The organism is Pseudovibrio denitrificans JCM 12308 (genome assembly GCF_001310815.1).
In the GTDB taxonomy this organism is placed as follows: domain Bacteria; phylum Pseudomonadota; class Alphaproteobacteria; order Rhizobiales; family Stappiaceae; genus Pseudovibrio; species Pseudovibrio denitrificans.
In genome coordinates, this window is record NZ_BAZK01000002.1 from 336,700 (window position 1) to 357,467 (window position 20,768).

The following is a 20,768-nucleotide window of genomic DNA, read 5'->3' on the forward strand; positions in this document are numbered from 1 at the left end:
GAAAAGCAAAAAGCCTCCCGAGGGAGGCTTTGAAATTCTCTTGTAAAATCAAGAGCGAAGGTGGTGCCGGCAGCAGGGATCGAACCCGCGACCCCCTGATTACAAGTTGCATTTTGCATATGGCGATGATTTACGACCTACTGCGATTCAGTGCTATGAATCAATGAGTTGTAGAAAATTATTTGCTCCTGCCTACCTTGCATTTCGCTGCGAAACTCGTACATTTGCTTACAATATGCTGACACAGAATGGTAGGCATTTGCAAGCTGACCTATGACGGTTTAGACGCCTGTTTTGCACAAGCTCTGGAGAAAACCCCGGAAGGTCGTCACAAGCTGTCAGGCCGTCAGAAACAGCAGCAAACGGGGAATACTTTCAACTGACATTTTTGCATGTGAGATGGTTCTTGTCATGGGCCGTCAGCAGGAGAGGTGTACCTGATGCCCAACGTTACAAAGCGGACTGTGGATGCTGCTGAGCCCAAGGCGAAAAAGTACTTCGTGTGGGACGGCAAGCTTTCTGGGTTTGGCCTGCAGGTGATGCCAAGTGGGCACAAGTCGTTTGTTGTTCAGTATCGCACCTTGGAAGGCCGGTCGCGTCGAATGACGCTTGGCAAGTATGGTGGGCTCACTCCCGATGAGGCGAGGGGGCTTGCTATCGAAGTTCTTGCTAAAGTACGCAACGGGGAAGATCCAACGGTGCACCGCAAGGTCATCCGGCATGCTCCCACGGTGAATGATCTGCTCGACATGTATCTGAGTGAACATGTTGAGGTGCACAATAAGCCGAAGTCGCTCATTGAGATCCGGCGCATTCTGGATCGTTGTGTGCGCAAGCCTCTGGGCAAGTCCAAACTGGCTTCTGTAACTCGTCAGGACATTTCCAAGCTGCATCGCTCCATGAGGCGTACACCAAGGCAGGCTAATCATGTGCTGGCGATCATATCCAAAGCCTTCAATCTGGCTGAGGTGTGGGGCTTGAGGCCTGAACACAGCAATCCAGTGCGGCTTGTGAAGCGCTACAAGGAGAATGAGCGAGATCGGTTTCTTTCAGGTGATGAGTTACAACGTTTAGGCAAGACGCTGAAGATCGCCGAGAAGGAGGGGCTGCCCTGGATCATCAAAGCCAAGCCTGAAAATCGAAAGCATCTGCGCCACGACATTGAGAAGCGTCGGACGCCTGTAAACCCCATGGCGCTCTATTGCCTGAAGTTGTTGCTCTACACTGGAGCACGGCTCATGGAGATTGCATCACTTGAATGGGATCATGTGGACTTTGACCAAGGCACCATTGCTTTACCTTCCAAGAAAGGCGACGGACGCAAACCACACCCGGTGAGTGAGAATGTTCTCGACATCCTTGCTGACATTCCTCACCTTGAGGATTCTCCATATGTGCTGGCCCGGATCAATGATCCAACACGGCATATCTCTAAGGAGCTGGTGGAGAATGCATGGCAGCGCGTACGTTACCATGCAGGCATTCCTGATGTACGTATCCACGATCTACGCCACACGGTTGGCACCTTCGCAGCCCAAGCAGGCAGCAATGCTTTCCTTATCAGTCACCTCTTGCGCCACCGCAACGTGACTATCACCAACCGCTACGTGAACCATGACGCACACCCCATCCGGGTGCTGTCAGAGACGGTTGGAGAGCGGATTGAGGCGGGGCTAGAAGGAGGGGAGTGAAGTTCCGCTACTGGTATTGGGAGAGGATTTGGATTTCTCCGAGCACTGCATGAGGCTTGAATACCACCTATGGGTCTTCACAAAACTTGGAGGGAACTTGGGGCTCAGGTCAGCTCCCTTAGTATGAGGTTTCAACTTGCAATCCCAGTCAACTCCATCGAGATTTTGTATGATGTGAGATTGTTCGCGATCACTCACACGCTGTATCAAACCAATCGAGACTGCGTTATAAAACGAGTTGGAGGATTTCTGCGGTCTGCGCGATCAGAAGAGATTAGTAGATATTGTTTTGCCCGCGTCATACCAACATAAAAAAGACGCTTTGCTTCTTCTATTTCTTCCAAATCTTGAGCAGTGAAGTGCGGAATATGACCTTCGTTCATGCTAATCATCGCGACGGCATCAAATTCGCGACCTTTTGAGTTATGTAATGTAATTAACTTTAGAGCCTTATCAGGATTAGCAAACAAACCTAAATCAGCAATTTCTAAATTTGCAACGTCAATGCTACTTCGCTTCATATCGGCTTTCATTTCCTGAACAGAAAGAGTGATTAGTTCCTGAGCTTCGGACGGTAACCAACCATCTCTGATAAGGAAATAGGCTGAAGTTTTTGCAGTTTCTTCTAGCCAATCGATTCCACCAATCAGTCTGGTGGATATTTCTTTTGCGTTGTAAATTAACGATAAGGCAATTTGCCGCCCATCGTAGCTAAACAGATCAAATCGTGCATTGCCTGTTAGATCCATAATCAATCGGAATAACGCTCTCTCGACATTAGGTAGGCCCAAATAATGGTTTGCTTCTACGCATGCTCCGAGTTGCTCTGCTAATGTCGAAAAGACCCGGCTTCTACGATAAGGTCGAGCGCCTGGACCAAATACAGGAACATCAAACTCCCGAAGACGTCTTGCCACAGGGAACAGATGCGTCCACCAAGGCGCCAATACAGCTGCATTTCCAATTGGTATATTGTGCCGCTTTAGTTCTGGTAAGAAGTGATCAGTTATTGCATCGACTGGGAAATTTACATGAACATATTCAACTTCACCTTTGAAACCCTCAAGCTCGCCCGATGAATGCATAGGTGGCTGGTTTGGAATTAGCGTCTCTGCAACGTCAACAACGGTAGGAGTTGAACGAAAATTTGCACTGAGTGACAGATCCATTGTCGCTCCAATATCTTGCGCAAATTTCTTAGCTAAATCTGGGCGTGCGCCAGCAAAACTATAAATCGATTGATTATCATCTCCAACCATAAACAGCTGAGTCGTTAAGTACTGTCTTAACTGCCGAAAAATCTCTATTTGTATATCTGAAGTGTCTTGGAATTCATCAACTAATAACCACTTGAATTTTGAAGCAACTCCCAACCCAACAAATGGAAATTTCTCCAGAATCTTCCATGAGTAATACAGTATCATGGAGAAATCGACAAAGCCGCGATTTCTGATGTATCGCCAATAAAGGTAGGCAGACTCAGTTGTAACCAGCCCACGTTCATATCCCTGACCGCACGGCTCACCATTGAGAGACATTCTCAAAGAACTGTAATCTTCCAGCGCACGAAAACTAGGAGTGCGCCCAATCTCATCCTCGACAGCGTTTACAATCTGTTCAAAATCTTCTGCTTCTCTGGTGAGAACTTTGAATTTACTTGGAATCTCAGGGAGAAGCCATGCGTAAGGTCTGAGTATGAACTGCAGCAAAAAAGAGTGTATAGTTGAAACTTCGCATTTTTCAGCAGAGGCATTGCTGCCGTAAATTCTTAAGCGGCTTTCGATCTCGTCCACAGCAGCGTTCGTATACGTTATGCAGCCGACAAGATAGGGAGTATCAAGAACTTCCTCTGCAACGCTCAGAAGTTTGGCTAGTATTACTCTAGTTTTCCCACTTCCTGGGCACGCAGATAATAATAAATCTCTATCATGCTCGACTGCCGCTTTTTGTTCTTCAGTAAGAGAAATCATCTTGTAAGCCAGTCATAAGCATCTTGAATGTAGTCAGGTATTTCCGTTGCCTTATCCGCATACCTTGCAGCTACCTGTGCAAATCTAGCCTTCCCAAATCGCTTAGCAGTATTAAGTACGGAGGTACCAAGTTCAATAAGTAGGGTTTGTTCATCTTCGTCAGAAAGGTTCTCGTGTTCTAGTCGTCTTAGGCCGTCTTCCAGCTTCCCAAGAATCTGAGGAGCATCGAAATACTTCACGGTTTCAATGAACATTGGGAGTGTATCTACCGAAACGAGTTCTCTTTCAAATGTGGTGTCACCCAAGAAAATTTCGACATAGTCGCTTTTTAGGCCTATGAGCTCAGGTTTGCCAGCACGTGCGTCAAGAAATTGCGATGCTAAAGGATCTAGATCAGCATCAGCAACAATTGCGCATCTTTTTTCGAGCCCACCGGCACAAAACAGTTTGCTGTACACTTCAAAATGCGTCCCATGTATTGCAACCAGTGAAATTCCTTCTCGCTCTAAATCTATTCCTTCAACTTTCTCGAATAATGCTGGAATCAAAAATAACTCGGCTGACCCCTCCACCAGCATCACTTTGCGTGCAAAAAGCAGGTTACTTTTTGTAGCATCTAGAAATCTTTCTAAATCAGCTATTTCGTCGTCATCCAAACTGGCATTTGTAGCCAGATTCCCAGCGGATACAGCAGCATCTTCTCGTTTAGTTAGTGAAATTATCGACTTTAACGAGACCTGTGAGGCGATTTGAGTACTATGACTTGTAAGAATGGTTTGCACGCAGTGCTCCTTCAGAGCCGTCAGCATGATGCCTGGAGTTGTGGGTGCAAATGAGCTTCAGGCTCTTCAAGCAGAATGAGTTGACCTGATGAATTGGCTTTCAGAAAGCGCTTACGCAAATACTCAATCAGAATTGCAATATACAGGATATTGTTCATTCCTAAGCCATTGCGTCCGACTTCAAAATCTTGCAGTTCGGTGTCCGAAAGCACTATTTTTATATTTCTTAATATTGCCCTAAATGTCGCGCCAGAAAGCCCTAACTTGGAATCCATCTCAAAAACAGGACCGGCAACGCTTTTGAAGCTTTTGTCTATAGACGCCGCGACATCAGAAATTGCATTTGTGTTTGCAATTTGATTGTTTGCAGCGTCCATAATTCCTACGAGAGCATCTTGCTCTTCTTGGCCAAGATTAATGGCGTCGAACAATTTTACAAGCGGCGATTGCCTGTTACTTCGAAGATCATTTTCTGCATCCCTTAGTGCAGGTAAATGAACGACTAAAAATGACTGCAAGTCGCTAAAGCGAATGGCTTCACCAACTCCTTCATCATCCCACTCAATGTCTTTTAGGTCTAGTCGGGGATCACCGCCACCTCTTATTTCCCAAGAATAGTCCTCAATGGAAAGTGTGCCTGTTTGGATTTCTTCATTAGCTAGTTGTTCGCGTATGCTCGATTTTGGTCTAAATCGATAAAATAAGCGAGCCTTGTTGTTCGAAATCTTCCAAGTACTAACTAGAGCTTCTTCGTTTACTTTACCCTCAAAGTCTGAGAACTCCACTCCAACTAAAACTTGAGATGGGTTAGATAAATCAACATTTGTATTTATATCTTCCCGGATCAATGATCTGTACATTGAGGGCAGCGAGCTGTCCAAGCAGAGCTGCAAGCCTTTTAAAACTGCCGTTTTTCCAGCATTGTTCTCACCAATCAAACAGCTGAGAGTTTCACTTAGATGCACGTCAAATACTTGAAAAATACGGTAGTTTTTTATAACGATGCGTGAGATCTTCATCGACAGCGAGACCTTATTACTAAATTTTCTAACTCACTAAAACATATATTACAATTATAAGTTGTTGCAATAATTACATGTCTCTGGTTGAGCCTAGCTTATTGCACTCTAGTTTAAAGGTGGCATGATGTTCATCTCAAGATCTAATATGGAAGAATTCAGTTTATTGATTTCAGAGTGCCATAGCAGTGAAACTGAGTAGATACTGCTGATTTTGGGTGGCTTAAAATGATGTTGTGAGCAGAAATCAATAACTAGTCAGCATTAGGAGTGTCATGCTGCATACACGAAGTTAATTGCAATTAATATTCTCACACATCAACTAATCGAAGAGAGCTCTAACTAAGCAGGCTCAATCCCCGATAGAATGAGCTCAATGTCCGGCCCTTAGCCGACACATCTCTAAGTAGCCATATCCATTGGATAGCCCATCCAACGAGTAGACTTCGAAAAACAATGCGTCAAATATCACCATCAATTCCAAGAAGTTTTCAAGATTGCGCCAATCAGACACTTTGAGGGCAATGAATATCAACGCTTGAGGATCTGGTGATGATTTGGAAATGGGCAGAGCGGAGGCGCCAAAGACTACTCGATGATGCAGTTAAAGAGCAACAGGTTCAGGTTGCTGGTTGGGTTGAGCGTACCCAAGAGATGACTGATGAGACTATTGATACACTCTATCGGATGATGGAAAAGAGCGACAAGAGCCTTGAGCAGGTTGCCGCCAGCGAAGAGGGGCGCAAACTACTGTTTCAATTTCTATTGCACCGCCAGTGGATCGCTTATAACGTTGAACTCCTGCGCCAGGTGTCTGCAAAAGCAAAGAAAGTGCGCTTTTCCCATTACACAGAGCAGATCGAAAACCGCGTTGCAGTATCTGAAATGCAGATCCTCTACCGTCAGCTGATCAACGAGTTTTTGCCCTTTGCTGGTCGGGAAATCAAAAAGATCCAAGACTACTACAACAAATAAATTTGTGTGATTTCTTGAACTGTACATAATGCAAGGTTGCTGAGCACAAAGCGACCAATCAACTGAGAATCCTGCCACGTGTGAGCTGCACAAGGAGGTCTCCACCAAAGAGGTCGCTCAAACCAACAAAATTAATTAGCCTCTAAGCAATTGCGGTTGCAAATGCCTAAGTCACCGAAGATCACAACTTAATCCAACTTAGACCCGATCTAGTAGGTCTAGTGTTGATTTCCTAAAATTGTAAATGCGAATTTCGGTTTTGAACAATGTCAACTTTGAAGATGAAATAATTGACCGGGTTTCTAGCCAATTTACGAGTTCCCGATTTTCTGGCGTGTTCGGGACTGTTGGTTGCCGCCAACCTGGCTTGATCTCAGAAAATGGCTTGGGCAATCGATGAATGGTGTTCCATATCTGATCAGCTGACAGTGTTTTTTGACATTTGTTAAACAGCGATATTTGGATATCGATAGGATTGGAGTTTATGATGACAGCTTGTGCGGCAGCTGCAGTCAAAGCACTAACATCTGCGCCTGTACTGTGAAATACCTGTCCAATGATTGACGCTCGAGACGGTAAGTCAGATAACAAAGTTAAGTCCATTTCATCGATGATCTTCAATTTGAGGTCATCATGAATGTTAGATGTCAAAAGCTTCTCGCGAAAATCATCATCGATTGCATACTGATCTGGTTCTTCAAAGTAAGCATCAATGTTCTTTGCGACAAATAGAAGCTGAAGATCCTTGTACTCGGATAAAAAAGAAAAACTATCACTTGAGAATGAAACCTTTTCTTCTGCGATGAGTATACGAATTTTATCCTGATCAATTTTATCAGAAAATTGTTTAAACGGTCTTGGAAGAGTGCGGACATAGTCCCGATAAGTGGAACTCTCAAATTCATTGTTGTCGAACAAGAATTGGCGCAATGGAAAGGCTGACTCTTGACCGTCAATGGTTACTGTTGAGAGTGCGGACAGAGTATCGTGGTGAGCTAAAAAATCCGTAAGAGTATTCGCCTCGAATTTTTCATTAGCTATGTACGCTAAACAGTTTTCCCATGATGCTTCGACTTTATGCAACCGAAGAACTGAGGAATGAAGGCGCGCGGGAATTTGATCGAGTGAAGGTAATTTTCGGGATTGCTTCTCAATAAACTGTTCCAGGTGTTTACTTTCAATTTCGTCGTGATTTGCTACCTCAATGATTACCGAAACTTCCTCTTCGATATTGCTTTCAAGTTCAAGAAGGACGCTTTTAAGATAGCGTTCGAAGTTGCGATGAATCTTGCCGATCAGAGCCGAGTTTTCAGTTTTCAAGATGGTTGAGTAGTGCTTGGTTCGTACATCTTCCAAAGCACTCAAACCCAAAACATCTCGACAGATAAACTCCAAATTCTCAATAGAAATTATGTAAAGCCCTTCATCAGTCAGTAATCGGGCAATCGCGGGGTATGGCGCTATACTCTTGAGATTTTTCGTCTCGAATTGAAGGAAACTCAACCGGTTAGGATCAAAGTCGATTCTCAATGCCAAGATTCCAGAAAGGTTTTCCGAAATGAACTTGGAAATTCCAGGATCTTTTTGATGCAACAATTCAAGGTGTTTTTCAGGCAGATGCGCAATCATTTGAGCAACATGCATGACATTTCCTTGGCTTGAGATCGCGACTGAAACAAACCTTGGCCACTTGGTTATCAGTATTGTCAAGAGTTCAGCGACGCATTCTCCTGTTGCATAATAGGCCGAGAAAAATGCTTCACATTCGGAAAAGTTTGAGGATATAAAATCAATCAGCTTTTCGATTTGAGAACCATAGTCAGCTTGGTTGGTGATCATGCAATCAACAAGGTTCTTGTTTAGTACGAAGCTTTGCCGGAAGTCGTCAGCGCGCATTGCGGCAATTACCTCCTTTGGGTTATCAATCTGAAACTCCGGTTCTGGAATATTGAAGCTGCGAATTTGAATCAAAAATTTATTGTCGTTAGGTGAGAAACGGCCTGAATGGAAAAGTGACGTATACTGGTAATAAGTATCATCAAGAAAACCCTCAAAAACTAAAAATCTGACAAGATCTCTGCTTTCACCAAATGCATCAAACAGCTCTTCAGTATTTTCTGCATTGGATCGAATAATTTCGTTGAATTTTTGGGTGCGAAGGGCTGCAATTCTCGCGCGAAGTTCGCCAATATTTTCCGCGGTCGTATTCTTGAATTCGTCAGCCTTACGCTCAATAGCCTTCTTTCTTCCATGATAGGATGTCGCATCAACCTCTCCCTGAATACCACTAATGTTGGCGCGTCGCCTACCATGATTGTTATCGTAGGTTAGAATCTGGTCTCGTACTAAGAGTTGCTCGAATTCGTCATGATCAGGCAAAGCGCTTATAGGAATGTTCTGCCCCCCATTTGTGAAGAAGTGAGTAGCGCCTACGGGAAACTTAGCTATCATTGCCATCGCATAGATCTTGCGCAGTTCTTCCAAGTTGGCTGGCACTTGTTTCTCAGCATCGCTGATTTGCTGCTCCAACTCCGAGATTTTGACCTTGTAACGGGTTTCTGCATTAGCGATATACGTGGGTTGTCTATTTAATATCTCAGCTAACTTCCCTTTGCCTCGATGTAGATCTTCAAAGTCGCTCGGGAGCACATTCTTGTAGATGAGGATTGCAAGGAGTTTATTTGCATCCAAAATGCTCTCGTCATCCGTCTCCAAATTGGTGACGTATATTGCATATTCGTTGAATATATTCTGGATCAGTCGCAGATCATTAAGATAGCGTGACACCTCACGCAGAAACTGCTTATCTAACCGTTCGTCTAGAGACAGGCGCTTTCCTTGCTCTATAACTTTGTCAATTGAATTAGAGCTATTGATGATTGGTATGACGGGAACGATAAATTCAAAGAACTTGGTTCGATCTGTATTCACGAACATGTTGTCTCGAAGTGCGTAGAGAAAGCGTATTTGTCTTTTTACGCCGGCGTTTGCATTGATGAGACTATTGATCTCACGTAAGGTCACGAAAATATCTGGATTATTGAACCTATCCAAATCCTCAATAATGACCAGATCGTATTTTGTTGACTGAAAGAAATAGATAATTTCGTCCAAGTGCCGATTTAGAATAGATTCCTCCTCTGCAGCCTCCGGTGAGATTTCAATATCCTTCAAAGAAATGCTTTTTAACGAGACGCCGAAGCTCTTGACGTATATGTGGTGCAAGAGGAACCAAAGAAATAAGAAACCCACTCCAAAGCTTAAAAGGTTAAACCAGTTAGAAAAATCGAAAGGTATAAAAAAGGCTCCACTAACAATTTCATTTCTTTTTTGGACTAGGTGCCAACAGGCAAAAAGGCCAATGATAATGAAGAGGGAAATGAACTTAGACCACCATTTGGGCGATTGAATCCTTTTAAATCTTGATAGTGGCAGGCTATTGGCATCTGCACCGTAAAGCATCTGCTGAAGGATGCTCCGCTCTATTTCCTGCTTACTGACAGGACTTTTGGGGAGCTTCCGCTCGTCAAGACTTAATAATGAGACGGAACTATCTGCCTCCGGCAAGAACGCAGCCAGCGATATTGTCAGAGCAGGCCTTTTGTACTTCTTCAGAAATGTTTTGATTATACTGCTCTTTCCGGAGCCGTACGGCCCAGTAAGCGCAATGTTTGATACGTTTGGTTCATTAGTAGCGTAGGCCAAAGCGTCAGAATAGATTCCTGACGCATCTGCATCGTCAATAGGAGCTAAGTGTACGTAGGTCGGATGTGCGTTATCTCTAGTATGTGAGATTGATTGTAATAGTGCTTTAAATCTTGAAAAAAATGTCAAGTTCCCGAACCCGCAATACATACCGTCAAGTTGTAATTTTTTTATCACTTACTACTAGCGCACCAAACATAAAACTCTAAGTTGCGAACAGTTTCGGGCCAGATATTGAGAGTCCAGCATTACTCACTTCTCGCTAGCGCAGAGCTTTAGTGCAACTGAGTTTAGCCTGCGTGGATCTTTCGGTGGAGCGTTGGTATTACCAACCAAACGCCTTCTGGCTGCTTTTGCGGAACTGAGTGTCCCAGGACAAGTGAAAAACTCTACTGTGTGAACCGTTGCTTCTCGATCGGAGATGTTTGTGTGGGCTGAATGTTACTCCTACTTTTTGAAATGCATCGAAAATTCGCGTTGTCGGTGAGGCGTTTTGCGACTTCCCAAAACTAGTACTTGCTATCTTTAATAGTAGCTCGATGAAATCCACTTGAAGCTGAAAACAAGATTGCTCGGAGGGAGTGTTAAGGTTTGCTTCTGGTCTTAGGTGAAGCTAGATCGCTCACAAAGGCGAGTGTAGATGCCTCAATGCGTGTCTCTCTCAAACTTGGCTAGTGGTGCTACGATGACTGTGAAGACTGTTCCCCGAGGTTTAACTCTCTCAGTCACGTCGTGCGGTGCTAAAGCAAAGTTATTTTCAGCAGAACCTCTCCCCGGTTTGCGGTAGGCTAAAGAGATATCCGTAATTATGAGGCTCTGAGATCTAATGGGGGAGATTATGGATTGTGATCTGGCGCTTCTGGGTGAGCTTGGCTTCAAAGATGCTTTCTGCAGGTTTTTGTTTGATCGTGATGAAGTAAGCGATGCAATCTATCGCGCCAGTGAAGTTGCCTCTGTGTTTGATTGGACATTTGATGGCATTTGCTCCTACTTCGCAAAACCGTCACCTGGGTGCTGGCCTGTTACGGCTAATCTTAAAGCCCTTACTAAGAGCCACAAAAAGCCTATCCGATCAGAGTGTTTCAATGATGCATGGTTGATGGAACTTCTTGAGAGTGGCAAAGCTCCCCGAAAAGCCGAAGAAGAACTAGCCACAAAGCTGATCTTTCAGAGGTATCTTTGTCTGATCTCTGGTTTGCAGAGTGGTGAGTTGATAGCCAAAGGACGTGAGAGTGCTTTGGGGACAGCTATCGAGGTGCCAACCTCACTTTGGTTTTCTGAGTTTTCCTTTGTTTCTTTGCGAAGAAATGAGTTGTTACATGTTGATGGGGAGGTTTGGAAAGTGGTTGCAGAAGACCTGAGAGTTCATAGCGCTGATAGCTTTGTGACTGAAGAGAAAGACTGCAAAGTGTCGCCGGGAGGACGCCCCCAAAAGTATCCGTGGCAAGAGGCTTTTGATCGACTCGTCGTATGCCTCGGGAACGAGGGACATAGCGAAAAGGGCTCAGAACTTTCAGATCGTTTCTTGGACTGTATGTCAGATGCTGGAGTGACTAACCTGCCGAACAAAAGCCAAGTATCTGAATGGCTTCGCAACAACTACCCTCGCCTTTGGGCAGCTTCAAAGCAATAGAGTCGAAAACCCTTTTCAACCCTTTTCGGTATAAAAAATCTCCATTCACCTCATCCTTTCCTCATCGCAATTGAGCGAAAGGGAACGCAATGAGGACGGAACTGAACAGCGCTGAGAACGCTTTGATTACGGAAGCGGCTGCAGCGGACTATCTCGGGATTTCTATTCGAACCATTCAGGCTTGGCGGGTGCGTGGCGGTGGACCAAACTACGTCAAGCTTGGCAAGGCGGTGAGGTATCGGCCTTCCGATATTCAGGCATGGATTGAAGCTCATTTGACCAGCTCCACGAGTGACGCGGAGGCACGGTTATGAGACGGCGCTATAAGCCAAAGCCCCGGATTGCTTTTCAACGCGTTGCCAGATCAGCTTTGCTGCATGGTGACACAATCTGTCGGCAGTGGTTGCCTGGAGGCAAGCTTTCAGGCTCTGAGTACTCGGTCAAAAACCCGCGCCGGATGGATCGGCGGGCGGGCTCCTTCAAGATCAACATCGATACAGGCTTGTGGTGTGACTTTGCCACCGGCGAGGGTGGGCGCGACTTTATAAGCCTTGGGGCTTATCTGTTCTCGCTCTCTCAAAAGCAAGCGGCCTGTAATCTGGCAGATATGATTGGAGTGGACGCTTATGAGTGATCCGTTTGCTCGAATCAAAAAGGATCAAGCAACCAAATCTAAACGAACGCAACCGTGCAAGGTGATTGTAAACCCGGTGCCAGATGAGGCACCGGAACCACCTGCCTTTCATCCTAAGCTTGGAGTACCATCATATCGATGGACTTACCGAGACCTGAGCGGTGCAGTGCTTGGCTATATCTGCCGGTTTGATATCGAAGGTGAGGGCAAAAGTTTTCGTCCTTTGTGTCTGTTTCGAGTTGAGAAGAAGCTTCGGTGGCGGTGGGAGAGCTGGCCGCAGCCGAGGCCGCTTTATGGTTTGGATCTTCTAGCTAATGCTCCAGATGCATCTGTTGTCATCGTAGAAGGGGAGAAGGCTGCAGATGCTGCACGGCAATTACTACTGCAACATGTTTGTATCAGTTCATCTGGCGGTTCCAATGCAGCTAAGAAAGCGGATTGGTCAGCCCTTCATGGGCGAGATGTAGTTATCTGGCCGGATGCTGATGAAGCGGGAGAGAAGTTTGCGGGAGAGGTGAAGGCCTGCCTTGACGAGGTGGGCGTTGCATCTGTTGTGGTGCTGGATGTACCGGAGGATGTTTTCAAAGGTTGGGATGCTGCTGATGCTTTGCATGATGGCTGGACCTGTGAGCAAGCCGACGCCTTTGTTTGCTCCGTGAGTGAGGCCAAACCTTCAGATGGTGAAGCTCAAGAGGAAGCAGAGTCAAAGCGGCCTGCACCTCGTTCAAGCTTACTTGCTGCCGCGGATGGGATTGAGCTTTGGCATTCACCGCAGAAGGAAGCTTTTGCCACGCTGAACATCAACGGCCACCAAGAACATTGGGCTGTTAGCAGCACGCGCTTCAAACATTGGCTTGTTGGGCGATACTATGAGGAAACCGGTGCTGCTGTTTCTTCTCAAGTGCTCAGTGATGCGCTGCGGGTGTTTGAAGTTCGCGCCATAGAGCAGGGGGCTTGTTATGAACTTCTTACGAACGGGTAAGACGCAAGATGCGAGCTGGCTGGATTTAGGCGACGAAAGCTGGCGGGCAGTTTGTATCACGCGAGATGGTTGGGAGGTCGTGGATAGTCCGCCGGTGAAGTTTGTTCGCAAACCAACCATGACTGCTCTCCCAGAGCCGTGCAAAGGCAGATGATTGAAGAGATGCGACATCTCATCAATGCAGAGGATGAGGATTACAAGCTTATCATTGCCTGGTTGATTGCCTCGCTGTGGGGGCGGAGTAACAGCTATCCGGTTCTGGCACTTGGGGGAGAGCAGGGCAGTGGTAAGAGCACCATGGCTCGGTTGCTGCGTTCTCTGAGTGATCCTTGTGCGGTGGCTGCATCGTCCTTGCCTAAGGATGAGAGGGACCTGATGGTGATGGCGCAGAACGGTCATGTGCTCAACTTCGATAATGTCTCCAAAATGGAAAACTGGCTTTCTGATGCGATCTGCCGGATGGCGACAGGAAGCGGGTTTATCTCTCGCAAGCTGCACACGGATGGGGATGCTTACTGGTTTCATGGCTCACGGCCTGTTCTCTTGAATGGTATTCCCACGCTTACTGAGCGAGCTGACTTAGCTGAGCGCGCCCTTTCTGTTCGCCTCAAGAGGATTGATGAGGAGGGTCGTCAACCAGAGGACTTGTTCTGGCACGAGTGGGAGCGTCTCAAACCGGGAATGCTGGGAGCTTTGCTGGATGGCTTGAGTGCTGCGATCCGCAACATCGATCAGGTGCATCTGGAGCGTCATCCACGCATGGCGGACTTCGCACGGCTCATGGTGGCTGCATCTTCCGGGCTTGGCTGGGAAGATATGGAGTTTCTGGAGGCCTATGAAAGCAACCGGCGCGGAACGATAGAAGCCGTGTTTGAAGGTGATCCTGTAGCCGTCGCGATCCACGAGTTTGTGATGGGGCAGCATGGTGGTGAAAACTGGATGGGGACAGCTACTGAGCTTTATGGTGAACTCATTAAGCTCGTGAGTGATCAAATCAGATCATCGCGCTTCTGGCCGCAAAAGGTGAATGCATTTGGCAATGCAGTGGACCGGGCTGCACCTTTATTGAGATCGAAACGGATACAGGTGACTAAGAAGGCGACTGGGTCAAAGCGGTTGATTTATCTGGATGTGATATGACGTTTTTTCGCGAGTGTTCCTCTGATCGAAGTGCTGAGATCCTATGTATTGTTACCGGCGAGGTTGCAATCGTATAATCGCGATATGATCAAAGACTTTTTCGGAAAGCTAGAAAGATCAAAGTGGCCGCGCAGGATCGGTCTATCGATATTGGGGACTTTTTTGGTATTCGGAATTCTCAAGGGGGAGATCAAAGGAGTTTTAGGGTTGCTGGCTTTGCTTGGAAGTTTGTATGCGGGTCTTTCCGTTGGAGCTCATACGGGCGGTTTTCTGGCCGCTCGTGTTTTGCGATTGTCGCCATCGCATTCGGATCGGCTCAAAGCAGGTTGCGCTGCCTTTGGTTTCTTGTTCTTACCGCCACTCGTGTCTTCTTTTATGAATGAACACTTTGCTTTTGAGATTGAGATGAGATCTTTACCAACATTTTGTGGGAGCTTGTATAGGTGGGCTGATTTTCTTTTGTGTCTCACCTGATCGATCCAAGAAATAGGTTGAGCAAGTAAGTTATTGCATGAACGTGAAAATGCTTTGCAACAGGCGCACATTTCTCCATTTACCGAGCTCATAGGTTATACGGGTCCTTCTCAGGCGTTTGCCTGCCTACGGGTAGTTCGAGACCACGGCGCAAGCGCCTACGTGGTTTTCGCGAGGGCTTGGTGTTTATGTTCGTGTTGTTGTTCTCCCTTTACATCGTCTAGTTTGGCCCAGTTAATCCCATGGGTTTGTGGAGGAATTCAGTTTCCCTGCATTGACACCTTGTGTTGTTCATCGCATGGTCAGCTTGAGGCGTCAGAACCTCGTCGAAGCGGTCACCGCAGCCGTAAAATCGCGGTCTTTTTGTGTCTGGGGTTAGATCTCCAAACGCAAACTCTCGCTTATGGGCGGGAGGGCGGTGAATACAATACCTCTCGCGGGGGGAATAAACCCGCCTGTCTTCGTCAGGTTCTGAACCTCCCGCTCACCAGTGGGCCGTCAGAAGCTTTCTGCTGAGTGGTTTGTTCAACAAGCCAACGAAGAGGGCTTTGAAATGACTGATACTGGTAAAGAGAAATGTGCCCATACGTCCCTTCGCAATGAAGTGGATCAGCTTCGCCTCTCCAGCAACCACCTCAAAAATTTGATGTACTCCATGAGCGTGGTGATGAGCGAGCGCATGGAGCACACACAGGAATATGAAGCGCTGCTAACGCTGTTTGATACTGTGCGCAATCAAGTCGAAAACGTGGAAACCAGCGCAAACGCAATCTCTGAGTTTGTAGAGATCTGCGCGCCGGAAGCACCTGCTTCCAAATAAGCGGAGTGAAGGGGCCAAGAGCCTCTGATGGAATGACATCTGGGTCTGAGAAGCGGAGTGCTTCTCGGGCCTTTTTGATTAACGTTTAAGGTTATACTTTTGGAGGCATCTAGTCTGGGTCAATAAGATGCCCACATTGGATGCATCGTGTTCCATTCCATCGTCGGGCCACAGTTAGGGCAATCCCATGAAGGATCAATGCGACTACCTTTGGGGCGAGTGCCTATGAGGCCACTAGGGCCTTTCAAGGTGTAACGATACTTATCTTCATTTAAAATTGTTAAGTTAGGTGACAAGAAAATCGGTTGATGATGCATCTCAGGAGAGCGATTGCGCTCATGCTCGACGGATAGTTTCGCAATAAACCGATCTCTTTGCTCGGGTGTCAGTCTGCCATTCTCGATCCCCTCAATAACGCGATCCAATGCAATGCTTAATGAGCGCCTCGAAAGGTACTTGTCGTGTATCTCTTGAGTCGTTTTGGATTTAGCGATTGCATGTTCGATCTGTCTAAGAATGATTGGGGCAGGTCTAAAAACATGATCCAATTTTTTTGTGTTGCAAGTTGCATGGGCAGGCATCCAATTTGCCCAAGTATTCAGCTCAAAATCTAGTGGAAGTGCAAACTCTTCTAATATGCCTTTGAGAGCTTCAGTGCCTTCAAGTTTTTCTGGAATTATATGATCTATGTGCATGTCTGTATAAGGTAGTGGTTCGCCGCATAGCCAACACTTCTCACCATGCACTGTCCAGACCGCGTATCTCTCTGCTGGGCTAAATTTCTTTTTACTCATGTAAATTCTCGCAAAAGCAATCTGCTCGCAATGTGGTGCGTGAAAATGATAGATGTCAAGCTTGGTAGGCTGATGGAGATAGGTAATAGACAGTTACAAGCCTTGACGACTTTCTGTCAGCTGTAACTTCGCCAAACCAGACAGAATGCCTAGCGTCTGACGGCTAGTGACGGCATTCACAGCTTTTCCAGAATTAAATTGAAAGTGTGCTGAGGGGTATCTGTAAGGTGCAGATCCTGCTGAGGATTTCGCGCATTTGCTTACATATTGCTTACACGGAGAGGAAAGAGAGCTAGAAAAGCAAAAAGCCTCCCGAAGGAGGCTTTGAAAAACTCTTGAAAATCAAGAGAGTAACGATGGTGCCGGCAGCAGGGATCGAACCCGCGACCCCCTGATTACAAGTAAATACGCAATGCTATATCTTTCAATGAGTTAGGAGAAAATGGCGTGCGATTTACTTACATAATCAGGGGGTTGTCTTACGTTTTCAGAACGTGTTTTGCGTCAGTGCTTTATCCTGAGTTGTGAGTAAGATGATTGCACAACTGCGTCAAAATAATCAGGTAACTGGCCATAGCAGATGAGTGCTGTTTTTCATTCAGCCCCGCCTGAAACGCGAGCTCCGCTAGTTTACTGAAGCCATCAATAAGTGAGAGAGTTTCTTCTGTGTCGAGGTCATTCATTGTTTCTTGATCTGACATAGTATTTCCTCATGCAAATTGGGCGCATGGAATATAATAATTTTATATTTTGCCAGATATATTTAGTAATGACTTTGGGGTAATTGCAACTATGTTTTTGTGCTTCAAATTGCTGCGTTGACTAACTTAAAAAGATGCTCTTTTTACATGAAAATTGTTTTAATTTTCTTGTGCAACTCTGACTAGAAATGTCTGTTTTGCTTGGTATTGGGAGCTAGGGGCTTGTGAATACTGGTGATATTCGGCCTGCATGCATTTAAGGGCGACTATAGGCCGCCCTTTGCTTCGATCCATTCTTTCAGTTTTGCCATTGCGTTATCTGCCTGCTCTGGTGTGGTAGCCAGGTAGTGCTTGAGGATCTTCTGGGCGCTCTCCAGTGAGTGGCCGGTGATCGAACAGATCTCAGGGATATGGCACCTTGCATTTGCAAGCCAGGTTACTGCGGTATCTCTGAGATCCTGATCTGTGAAGTCTACCAGTGAAGGGGTAGGTTTCAGGCCTTTGGCTGGATCTCCTGAAACTGCATACTCCCGGATCTCCCGAAACTTTCTGCTGTAGTGCTTTGATGTGATGCTGAAAGGCTTCTGATCTTTTTCGTCCTGGATGAGATGCGGGTATTTTACTTTCCAGTTTGCTCTCCGGACCTTTGCTGCGTTCAGTCGTCTGGTTACTTCGTTGAGCTCTGGCATTGATACGAGTGCGCCTGTCTTGTTTTGGCGAAGGTTTATGCGTCCGTCTTTGCGGCTGTCTTCGACCAGGGAGAGCCGATCGCCCTGGCGTTGGCCGGTGCATAAGCCGATCATAATTGCATCTCCGATCTCTGGGCGACCAAAAGCATCAGCTGCAGCGATGAGCTGTTTCATTTCGTGGATGGTGCCCACACGCACGCGAGGGCGAGGCACGTTCATTTTTAGCTCTCTGAATGGGTTGTCGCCAACTAAGCCCTTGAGTTTACCGTAACTCCACGCACTCCTGCAGGTGGCGATTATGCCGCGTGCAGTAGTTAAGCCTTTTTCTACTTCGAGCGCTTCATAAAGGCCGTATGCGATTGGTGTTGAGATGCCAGCTGCAGGGGCGGCCCAAAATTCCTCATCAAAGTTAGCCAAGGCATTGCCCATCTGGCGATACCATTCTTGTGTTTTGGGTGCGAGGTTCTGAAACTTTGGGCTTTGCTGCCAGTTTGCAATCAGGCTGGATACTGCAAAGATGGGAGCGCGGCGCTTTGGCTGCTGGATCTTAGCTCCCATCTTGACTGCATCCCGCCGCGCTGCGATCTCTTCTGAGCGTTTGTTTGCCCATTGGATCGAAGCTTCCAGGCCGAGCCAGTTGCCGGCGCTGTCTTTCAGATCTTCGCCCTTGTAGCCGAGCCGGCGCAAGCCTGGGCCTGGATTGAAGCGGGGGCGACCATCACGCCAAGCGATGTGAGGGATTTTGATTTGTAGTTTTGCCATGAGGCGCTCCTGGCGTGTGGTCGGTTTAGTTTTTGGGTGGCTCGTAGGAGGCTTTTAGTTCCAGGAACTCAATCACTCTGATGATGTTTTCTGGATTTGCGAGTGCAACCCACTTTGCATTGATGTGCTGGTTTTCTAACGGGAAGGTTCCCGGTGGGATGTTCATGGGGTACTCGCCGTAAAACCTTGCCACCTCGATTGGATCTAGCACACCAACGGTAACAGCTGGTTGGCTGCTGTGTGGTTCTGGTGGAAGCCATTGGCCTGCCGAGGTCTGCTCTGAGAGCTCCTTCAGTTGAGCGATGACTTGTTGGGGGCTCATGCTAATCATCGTGAAAATCCAATGGTTTTGGTTGGTTTGCTTCAACTTTGAGGATGACGAGGCAAAGGGCTGCAGCGAGCAGGGCTGCAGCTATTGCGGTAGCGGTTAGAGTGCTCATGTTGCTCGTGCCTCCCACGCTGTGCTCATGCAGTCGAGGAAGGTTTGGCCGGAGTCATTCAGGTTGGCATAGGTGGACACCAGGGCCGGGATCAACTCGCCTGGCTCAATGTCAGAGAAGAAGGCGCCTAACTGGTTTAATAGTTCCGGGAGTAGCTCGCCGTTGTTAGAGATATCTTCCGCAACCTGGTCCATAGGGAAATTGGCTTCAGGTAGATTTACCAAATGCTCTGAGAGGTTCATGCTGCAATTCCTCGATCAAAAAGCCGTTCTGCAAAGATGCAGGAACGTGCAATCTCTGACTGTTGCTGCAGGTTGCTGGCTTGTTCAGCTGTTCCGCGCCATGCGTATTTACTGCGGTCGGTGTAGCCTTCAGCGCTCAAGTGGAGGTAGGAAGGTTGTTGCCCAGGTGCTTTCTTTTGAAGCAGATAGCCAGCCTCGATCATGAGAACAGGTTTGATAATGTTTTTCATGATGCTTTGCTCCTGATGCGGATTGCTTCGGCGGCTAGCTTGCGGCCAAGTGCGGTGATTACCAGTTGCCCCTCGCGTTGGCGGGCAACGCCCAAAGCAATCAGCCGATCGGCTGTCTTGAAGTTGATGCGGCGGAGATCTCCTTGCCTCCACCAGCCATTGCGGACGCGCAAGAGTGGCTTACGCTGCAGGGCAATGAGATGCTGCTTTTGGGCTCTGCTCAGGTCCTTCAGGCTAGGCAGGAAGAGATCAGCTTGTGCAAGTGCTGTCATAGCTGCAGATCCTCCAGAGTTGGCCGGTAGTTTTTCGGCTGGCCATTCACGAGATCTGTGCGGACGTTGTAAACGTAGTCATGCTCATTGATGCGTTCAGACTGAATCTCGCCGCTCACCCTGTAACCACGTTTGAACCAGTGATCCTGCAGGATTTGGAGGTGTTCTTTTGCTGCGTCGAAGGTGGCACTCATGAGGATGCCTCCTGCCATGCTTCCACGAGGGCGCGCATGAGGGTTTTGCCGTCCTCGGACTCCTCCAAATCTTCTACAAGGCTTTCACAAAATCCTTTTAGGATTTCAGGGTCTTTCTCACTTAGCTGGTAGCCGAGCTCTGCGATGAAATTCGCGCAATCATCGGATGATGAAGCCAGATCGCTCGCGATCGTGGCGTGATCAATGGAAACTGAAAAATAGCTCATGCTGCGGCTCCTGCGTACTTTTGCAGCAGGGAAGCGCTTGGCTCTATGCTTGGGGTTTCTGGTTCAGGGCCAACTAAGATCTGGCGCATGAGATGCTCATCGCCGTTTGATGCAATCCAGGCATGGACTGCAGGGCGGGACCAACGGGCCAAGCCTGGCAGGCGTGTCGGGAACCCAGAGCCCTCAAGGTCTTTGCGGACGCGATCGAAGTTGTTCTCTTTAAGGCCGAGTACCTCGCAGAGTTCACGCCGAGTATAGGTTTTCGGTGGCGTTGGTGTGGGTATTTGTGAGGGTGTTTGTGTGGTCATAGTGCCGTTTCCTCAGATTGGTAACGGCATGAAGTTGCATGAGATGCAAATTTACGTCAAGAGAAAAATTGCATGTGATGCAAG

General features: G+C 47.1%; 24 protein-coding genes. 10 read left to right on the forward strand and 14 right to left on the reverse strand.

Features of this window, described 5'->3' with window-relative positions:
- Positions 1-440: 440 nt before the first annotated feature.
- Entirely contained in the window at positions 441-1,691 is a 1,251-nt protein-coding gene (locus JCM12308_RS03205; protein ID WP_041768685.1) for a tyrosine-type recombinase/integrase, read from the forward strand.
- A gap of 206 nt (positions 1,692-1,897) precedes the next feature.
- Here JCM12308_RS03205 and JCM12308_RS03210 read toward each other — a convergent pair whose 3' ends face one another.
- From JCM12308_RS03210 to JCM12308_RS31285, 3 genes are read right to left on the reverse strand one after another with little or no spacing between them, the layout of a single operon-like run.
- Complete coding sequence (locus JCM12308_RS03210) at positions 1,898-3,661, reverse strand: ATP-dependent helicase (RefSeq protein ID WP_054782824.1); 1,764 nt, start codon at positions 3,659-3,661, stop codon at positions 1,898-1,900.
- Positions 3,658-4,443, reverse strand: a complete 786-nt coding sequence (locus tag JCM12308_RS31280) for an ATP-dependent nuclease (protein ID WP_244271819.1) — start codon at positions 4,441-4,443, stop codon at positions 3,658-3,660. The genes JCM12308_RS03210 and JCM12308_RS31280 overlap by 4 nt, the downstream gene beginning before the upstream one ends.
- 20 nt (positions 4,444-4,463) lie before the next feature.
- Positions 4,464-5,462, reverse strand: coding sequence for an AAA family ATPase (locus JCM12308_RS31285; protein WP_244271820.1), 999 nt, complete (start codon positions 5,460-5,462; stop codon positions 4,464-4,466).
- Positions 5,463-6,014: 552 nt separating this feature from the next.
- Between JCM12308_RS31285 and JCM12308_RS03220 the strand changes: the two genes are divergently transcribed.
- Positions 6,015-6,437 (forward strand): hypothetical protein, encoded by a 423-nt coding sequence (locus tag JCM12308_RS03220; protein ID WP_054782825.1) that lies wholly within the window; start codon positions 6,015-6,017, stop codon positions 6,435-6,437.
- Positions 6,438-6,635: 198 nt separating this feature from the next.
- On the opposite strand, the gene JCM12308_RS03225 is transcribed toward JCM12308_RS03220, so the two are convergent.
- Positions 6,636-10,271, reverse strand: coding sequence for a YobI family P-loop NTPase (locus JCM12308_RS03225; RefSeq protein WP_244271821.1), 3,636 nt, complete (start codon positions 10,269-10,271; stop codon positions 6,636-6,638).
- Positions 10,272-10,980: 709 nt separating this feature from the next.
- Between JCM12308_RS03225 and JCM12308_RS03230 the strand changes: the two genes are divergently transcribed.
- The 8 genes from JCM12308_RS03230 to JCM12308_RS03260 all read left to right on the forward strand — a co-directional run bounded on the left by JCM12308_RS03230 (position 10,981) and on the right by JCM12308_RS03260 (position 15,825).
- Complete coding sequence (locus JCM12308_RS03230; protein WP_083416713.1) at positions 10,981-11,775, forward strand: hypothetical protein; 795 nt, start codon at positions 10,981-10,983, stop codon at positions 11,773-11,775.
- Between the two features lie 89 nt (positions 11,776-11,864).
- Entirely contained in the window at positions 11,865-12,089 is a 225-nt protein-coding gene (locus JCM12308_RS03235) for a helix-turn-helix transcriptional regulator (protein ID WP_014286313.1), read from the forward strand.
- Positions 12,086-12,409: a hypothetical protein gene (locus JCM12308_RS03240; protein ID WP_054782828.1), complete on the forward strand. Its 324-nt coding sequence runs from the start codon at positions 12,086-12,088 to the stop codon at positions 12,407-12,409. The genes JCM12308_RS03235 and JCM12308_RS03240 overlap by 4 nt, the downstream gene beginning before the upstream one ends.
- 61 nt (positions 12,410-12,470) lie before the next feature.
- On the forward strand, positions 12,471-13,391 hold the full coding sequence (locus JCM12308_RS28885; protein WP_208978218.1) for a DUF6371 domain-containing protein: 921 nt from the start codon (positions 12,471-12,473) through the stop codon (positions 13,389-13,391).
- Positions 13,369-13,545, forward strand: coding sequence for a hypothetical protein (locus JCM12308_RS28890; protein ID WP_208978219.1), 177 nt, complete (start codon positions 13,369-13,371; stop codon positions 13,543-13,545). The genes JCM12308_RS28885 and JCM12308_RS28890 overlap by 23 nt, the downstream gene beginning before the upstream one ends.
- Positions 13,542-14,531: an AICE element replication initiation protein gene (locus JCM12308_RS28895; protein ID WP_054782830.1), complete on the forward strand. Its 990-nt coding sequence runs from the start codon at positions 13,542-13,544 to the stop codon at positions 14,529-14,531. The genes JCM12308_RS28890 and JCM12308_RS28895 overlap by 4 nt, the downstream gene beginning before the upstream one ends.
- 84 nt (positions 14,532-14,615) lie before the next feature.
- Complete coding sequence (locus JCM12308_RS28190; RefSeq protein ID WP_164845251.1) at positions 14,616-15,005, forward strand: hypothetical protein; 390 nt, start codon at positions 14,616-14,618, stop codon at positions 15,003-15,005.
- 490 nt (positions 15,006-15,495) lie between these two features.
- Positions 15,496-15,825 carry a hypothetical protein gene (locus JCM12308_RS03260; RefSeq protein WP_208978220.1) on the forward strand — a complete coding sequence of 110 codons (330 nt, stop codon included), beginning with the start codon at positions 15,496-15,498 and terminating at the stop codon, positions 15,823-15,825.
- Positions 15,826-15,944: 119 nt separating this feature from the next.
- Here JCM12308_RS03260 and JCM12308_RS03265 read toward each other — a convergent pair whose 3' ends face one another.
- The 10 genes from JCM12308_RS03265 to JCM12308_RS03310 all read right to left on the reverse strand — a co-directional run bounded on the left by JCM12308_RS03265 (position 15,945) and on the right by JCM12308_RS03310 (position 20,684).
- A complete protein-coding gene (locus JCM12308_RS03265) occupies positions 15,945-16,619 on the reverse strand; it encodes an HNH endonuclease (RefSeq protein ID WP_054782832.1) in 675 nt (224 codons plus the stop codon).
- 512 nt (positions 16,620-17,131) lie between these two features.
- Complete coding sequence (locus JCM12308_RS03270; protein WP_054782833.1) at positions 17,132-17,320, reverse strand: hypothetical protein; 189 nt, start codon at positions 17,318-17,320, stop codon at positions 17,132-17,134.
- 266 nt (positions 17,321-17,586) lie between these two features.
- Positions 17,587-18,771, reverse strand: coding sequence for a tyrosine-type recombinase/integrase (locus JCM12308_RS03275; RefSeq protein ID WP_054782834.1), 1,185 nt, complete (start codon positions 18,769-18,771; stop codon positions 17,587-17,589).
- A gap of 25 nt (positions 18,772-18,796) precedes the next feature.
- Positions 18,797-19,093, reverse strand: a complete 297-nt coding sequence (locus JCM12308_RS03280) for a hypothetical protein (RefSeq protein ID WP_054782835.1) — start codon at positions 19,091-19,093, stop codon at positions 18,797-18,799.
- 114 nt (positions 19,094-19,207) lie between these two features.
- Positions 19,208-19,405, reverse strand: coding sequence for a hypothetical protein (locus JCM12308_RS03285; RefSeq protein WP_164845252.1), 198 nt, complete (start codon positions 19,403-19,405; stop codon positions 19,208-19,210).
- A 44-nt stretch (positions 19,406-19,449) separates the two neighbouring features.
- Positions 19,450-19,683 carry a hypothetical protein gene (locus JCM12308_RS03290; RefSeq protein WP_054782837.1) on the reverse strand — a complete coding sequence of 78 codons (234 nt, stop codon included), beginning with the start codon at positions 19,681-19,683 and terminating at the stop codon, positions 19,450-19,452.
- Positions 19,680-19,955, reverse strand: coding sequence for a hypothetical protein (locus JCM12308_RS03295; RefSeq protein WP_054782838.1), 276 nt, complete (start codon positions 19,953-19,955; stop codon positions 19,680-19,682). The genes JCM12308_RS03290 and JCM12308_RS03295 overlap by 4 nt, the downstream gene beginning before the upstream one ends.
- Positions 19,952-20,149 carry a hypothetical protein gene (locus JCM12308_RS03300; protein ID WP_054782839.1) on the reverse strand — a complete coding sequence of 66 codons (198 nt, stop codon included), beginning with the start codon at positions 20,147-20,149 and terminating at the stop codon, positions 19,952-19,954. Before JCM12308_RS03300 ends, JCM12308_RS03295 begins: the two co-directional genes overlap by 4 nt.
- Entirely contained in the window at positions 20,146-20,376 is a 231-nt protein-coding gene (locus JCM12308_RS03305) for a hypothetical protein (RefSeq protein WP_054782840.1), read from the reverse strand. Before JCM12308_RS03305 ends, JCM12308_RS03300 begins: the two co-directional genes overlap by 4 nt.
- A complete protein-coding gene (locus tag JCM12308_RS03310; protein ID WP_054782841.1) occupies positions 20,373-20,684 on the reverse strand; it encodes a hypothetical protein in 312 nt (103 codons plus the stop codon). Before JCM12308_RS03310 ends, JCM12308_RS03305 begins: the two co-directional genes overlap by 4 nt.
- Positions 20,685-20,768: the final 84 nt, after the last annotated feature.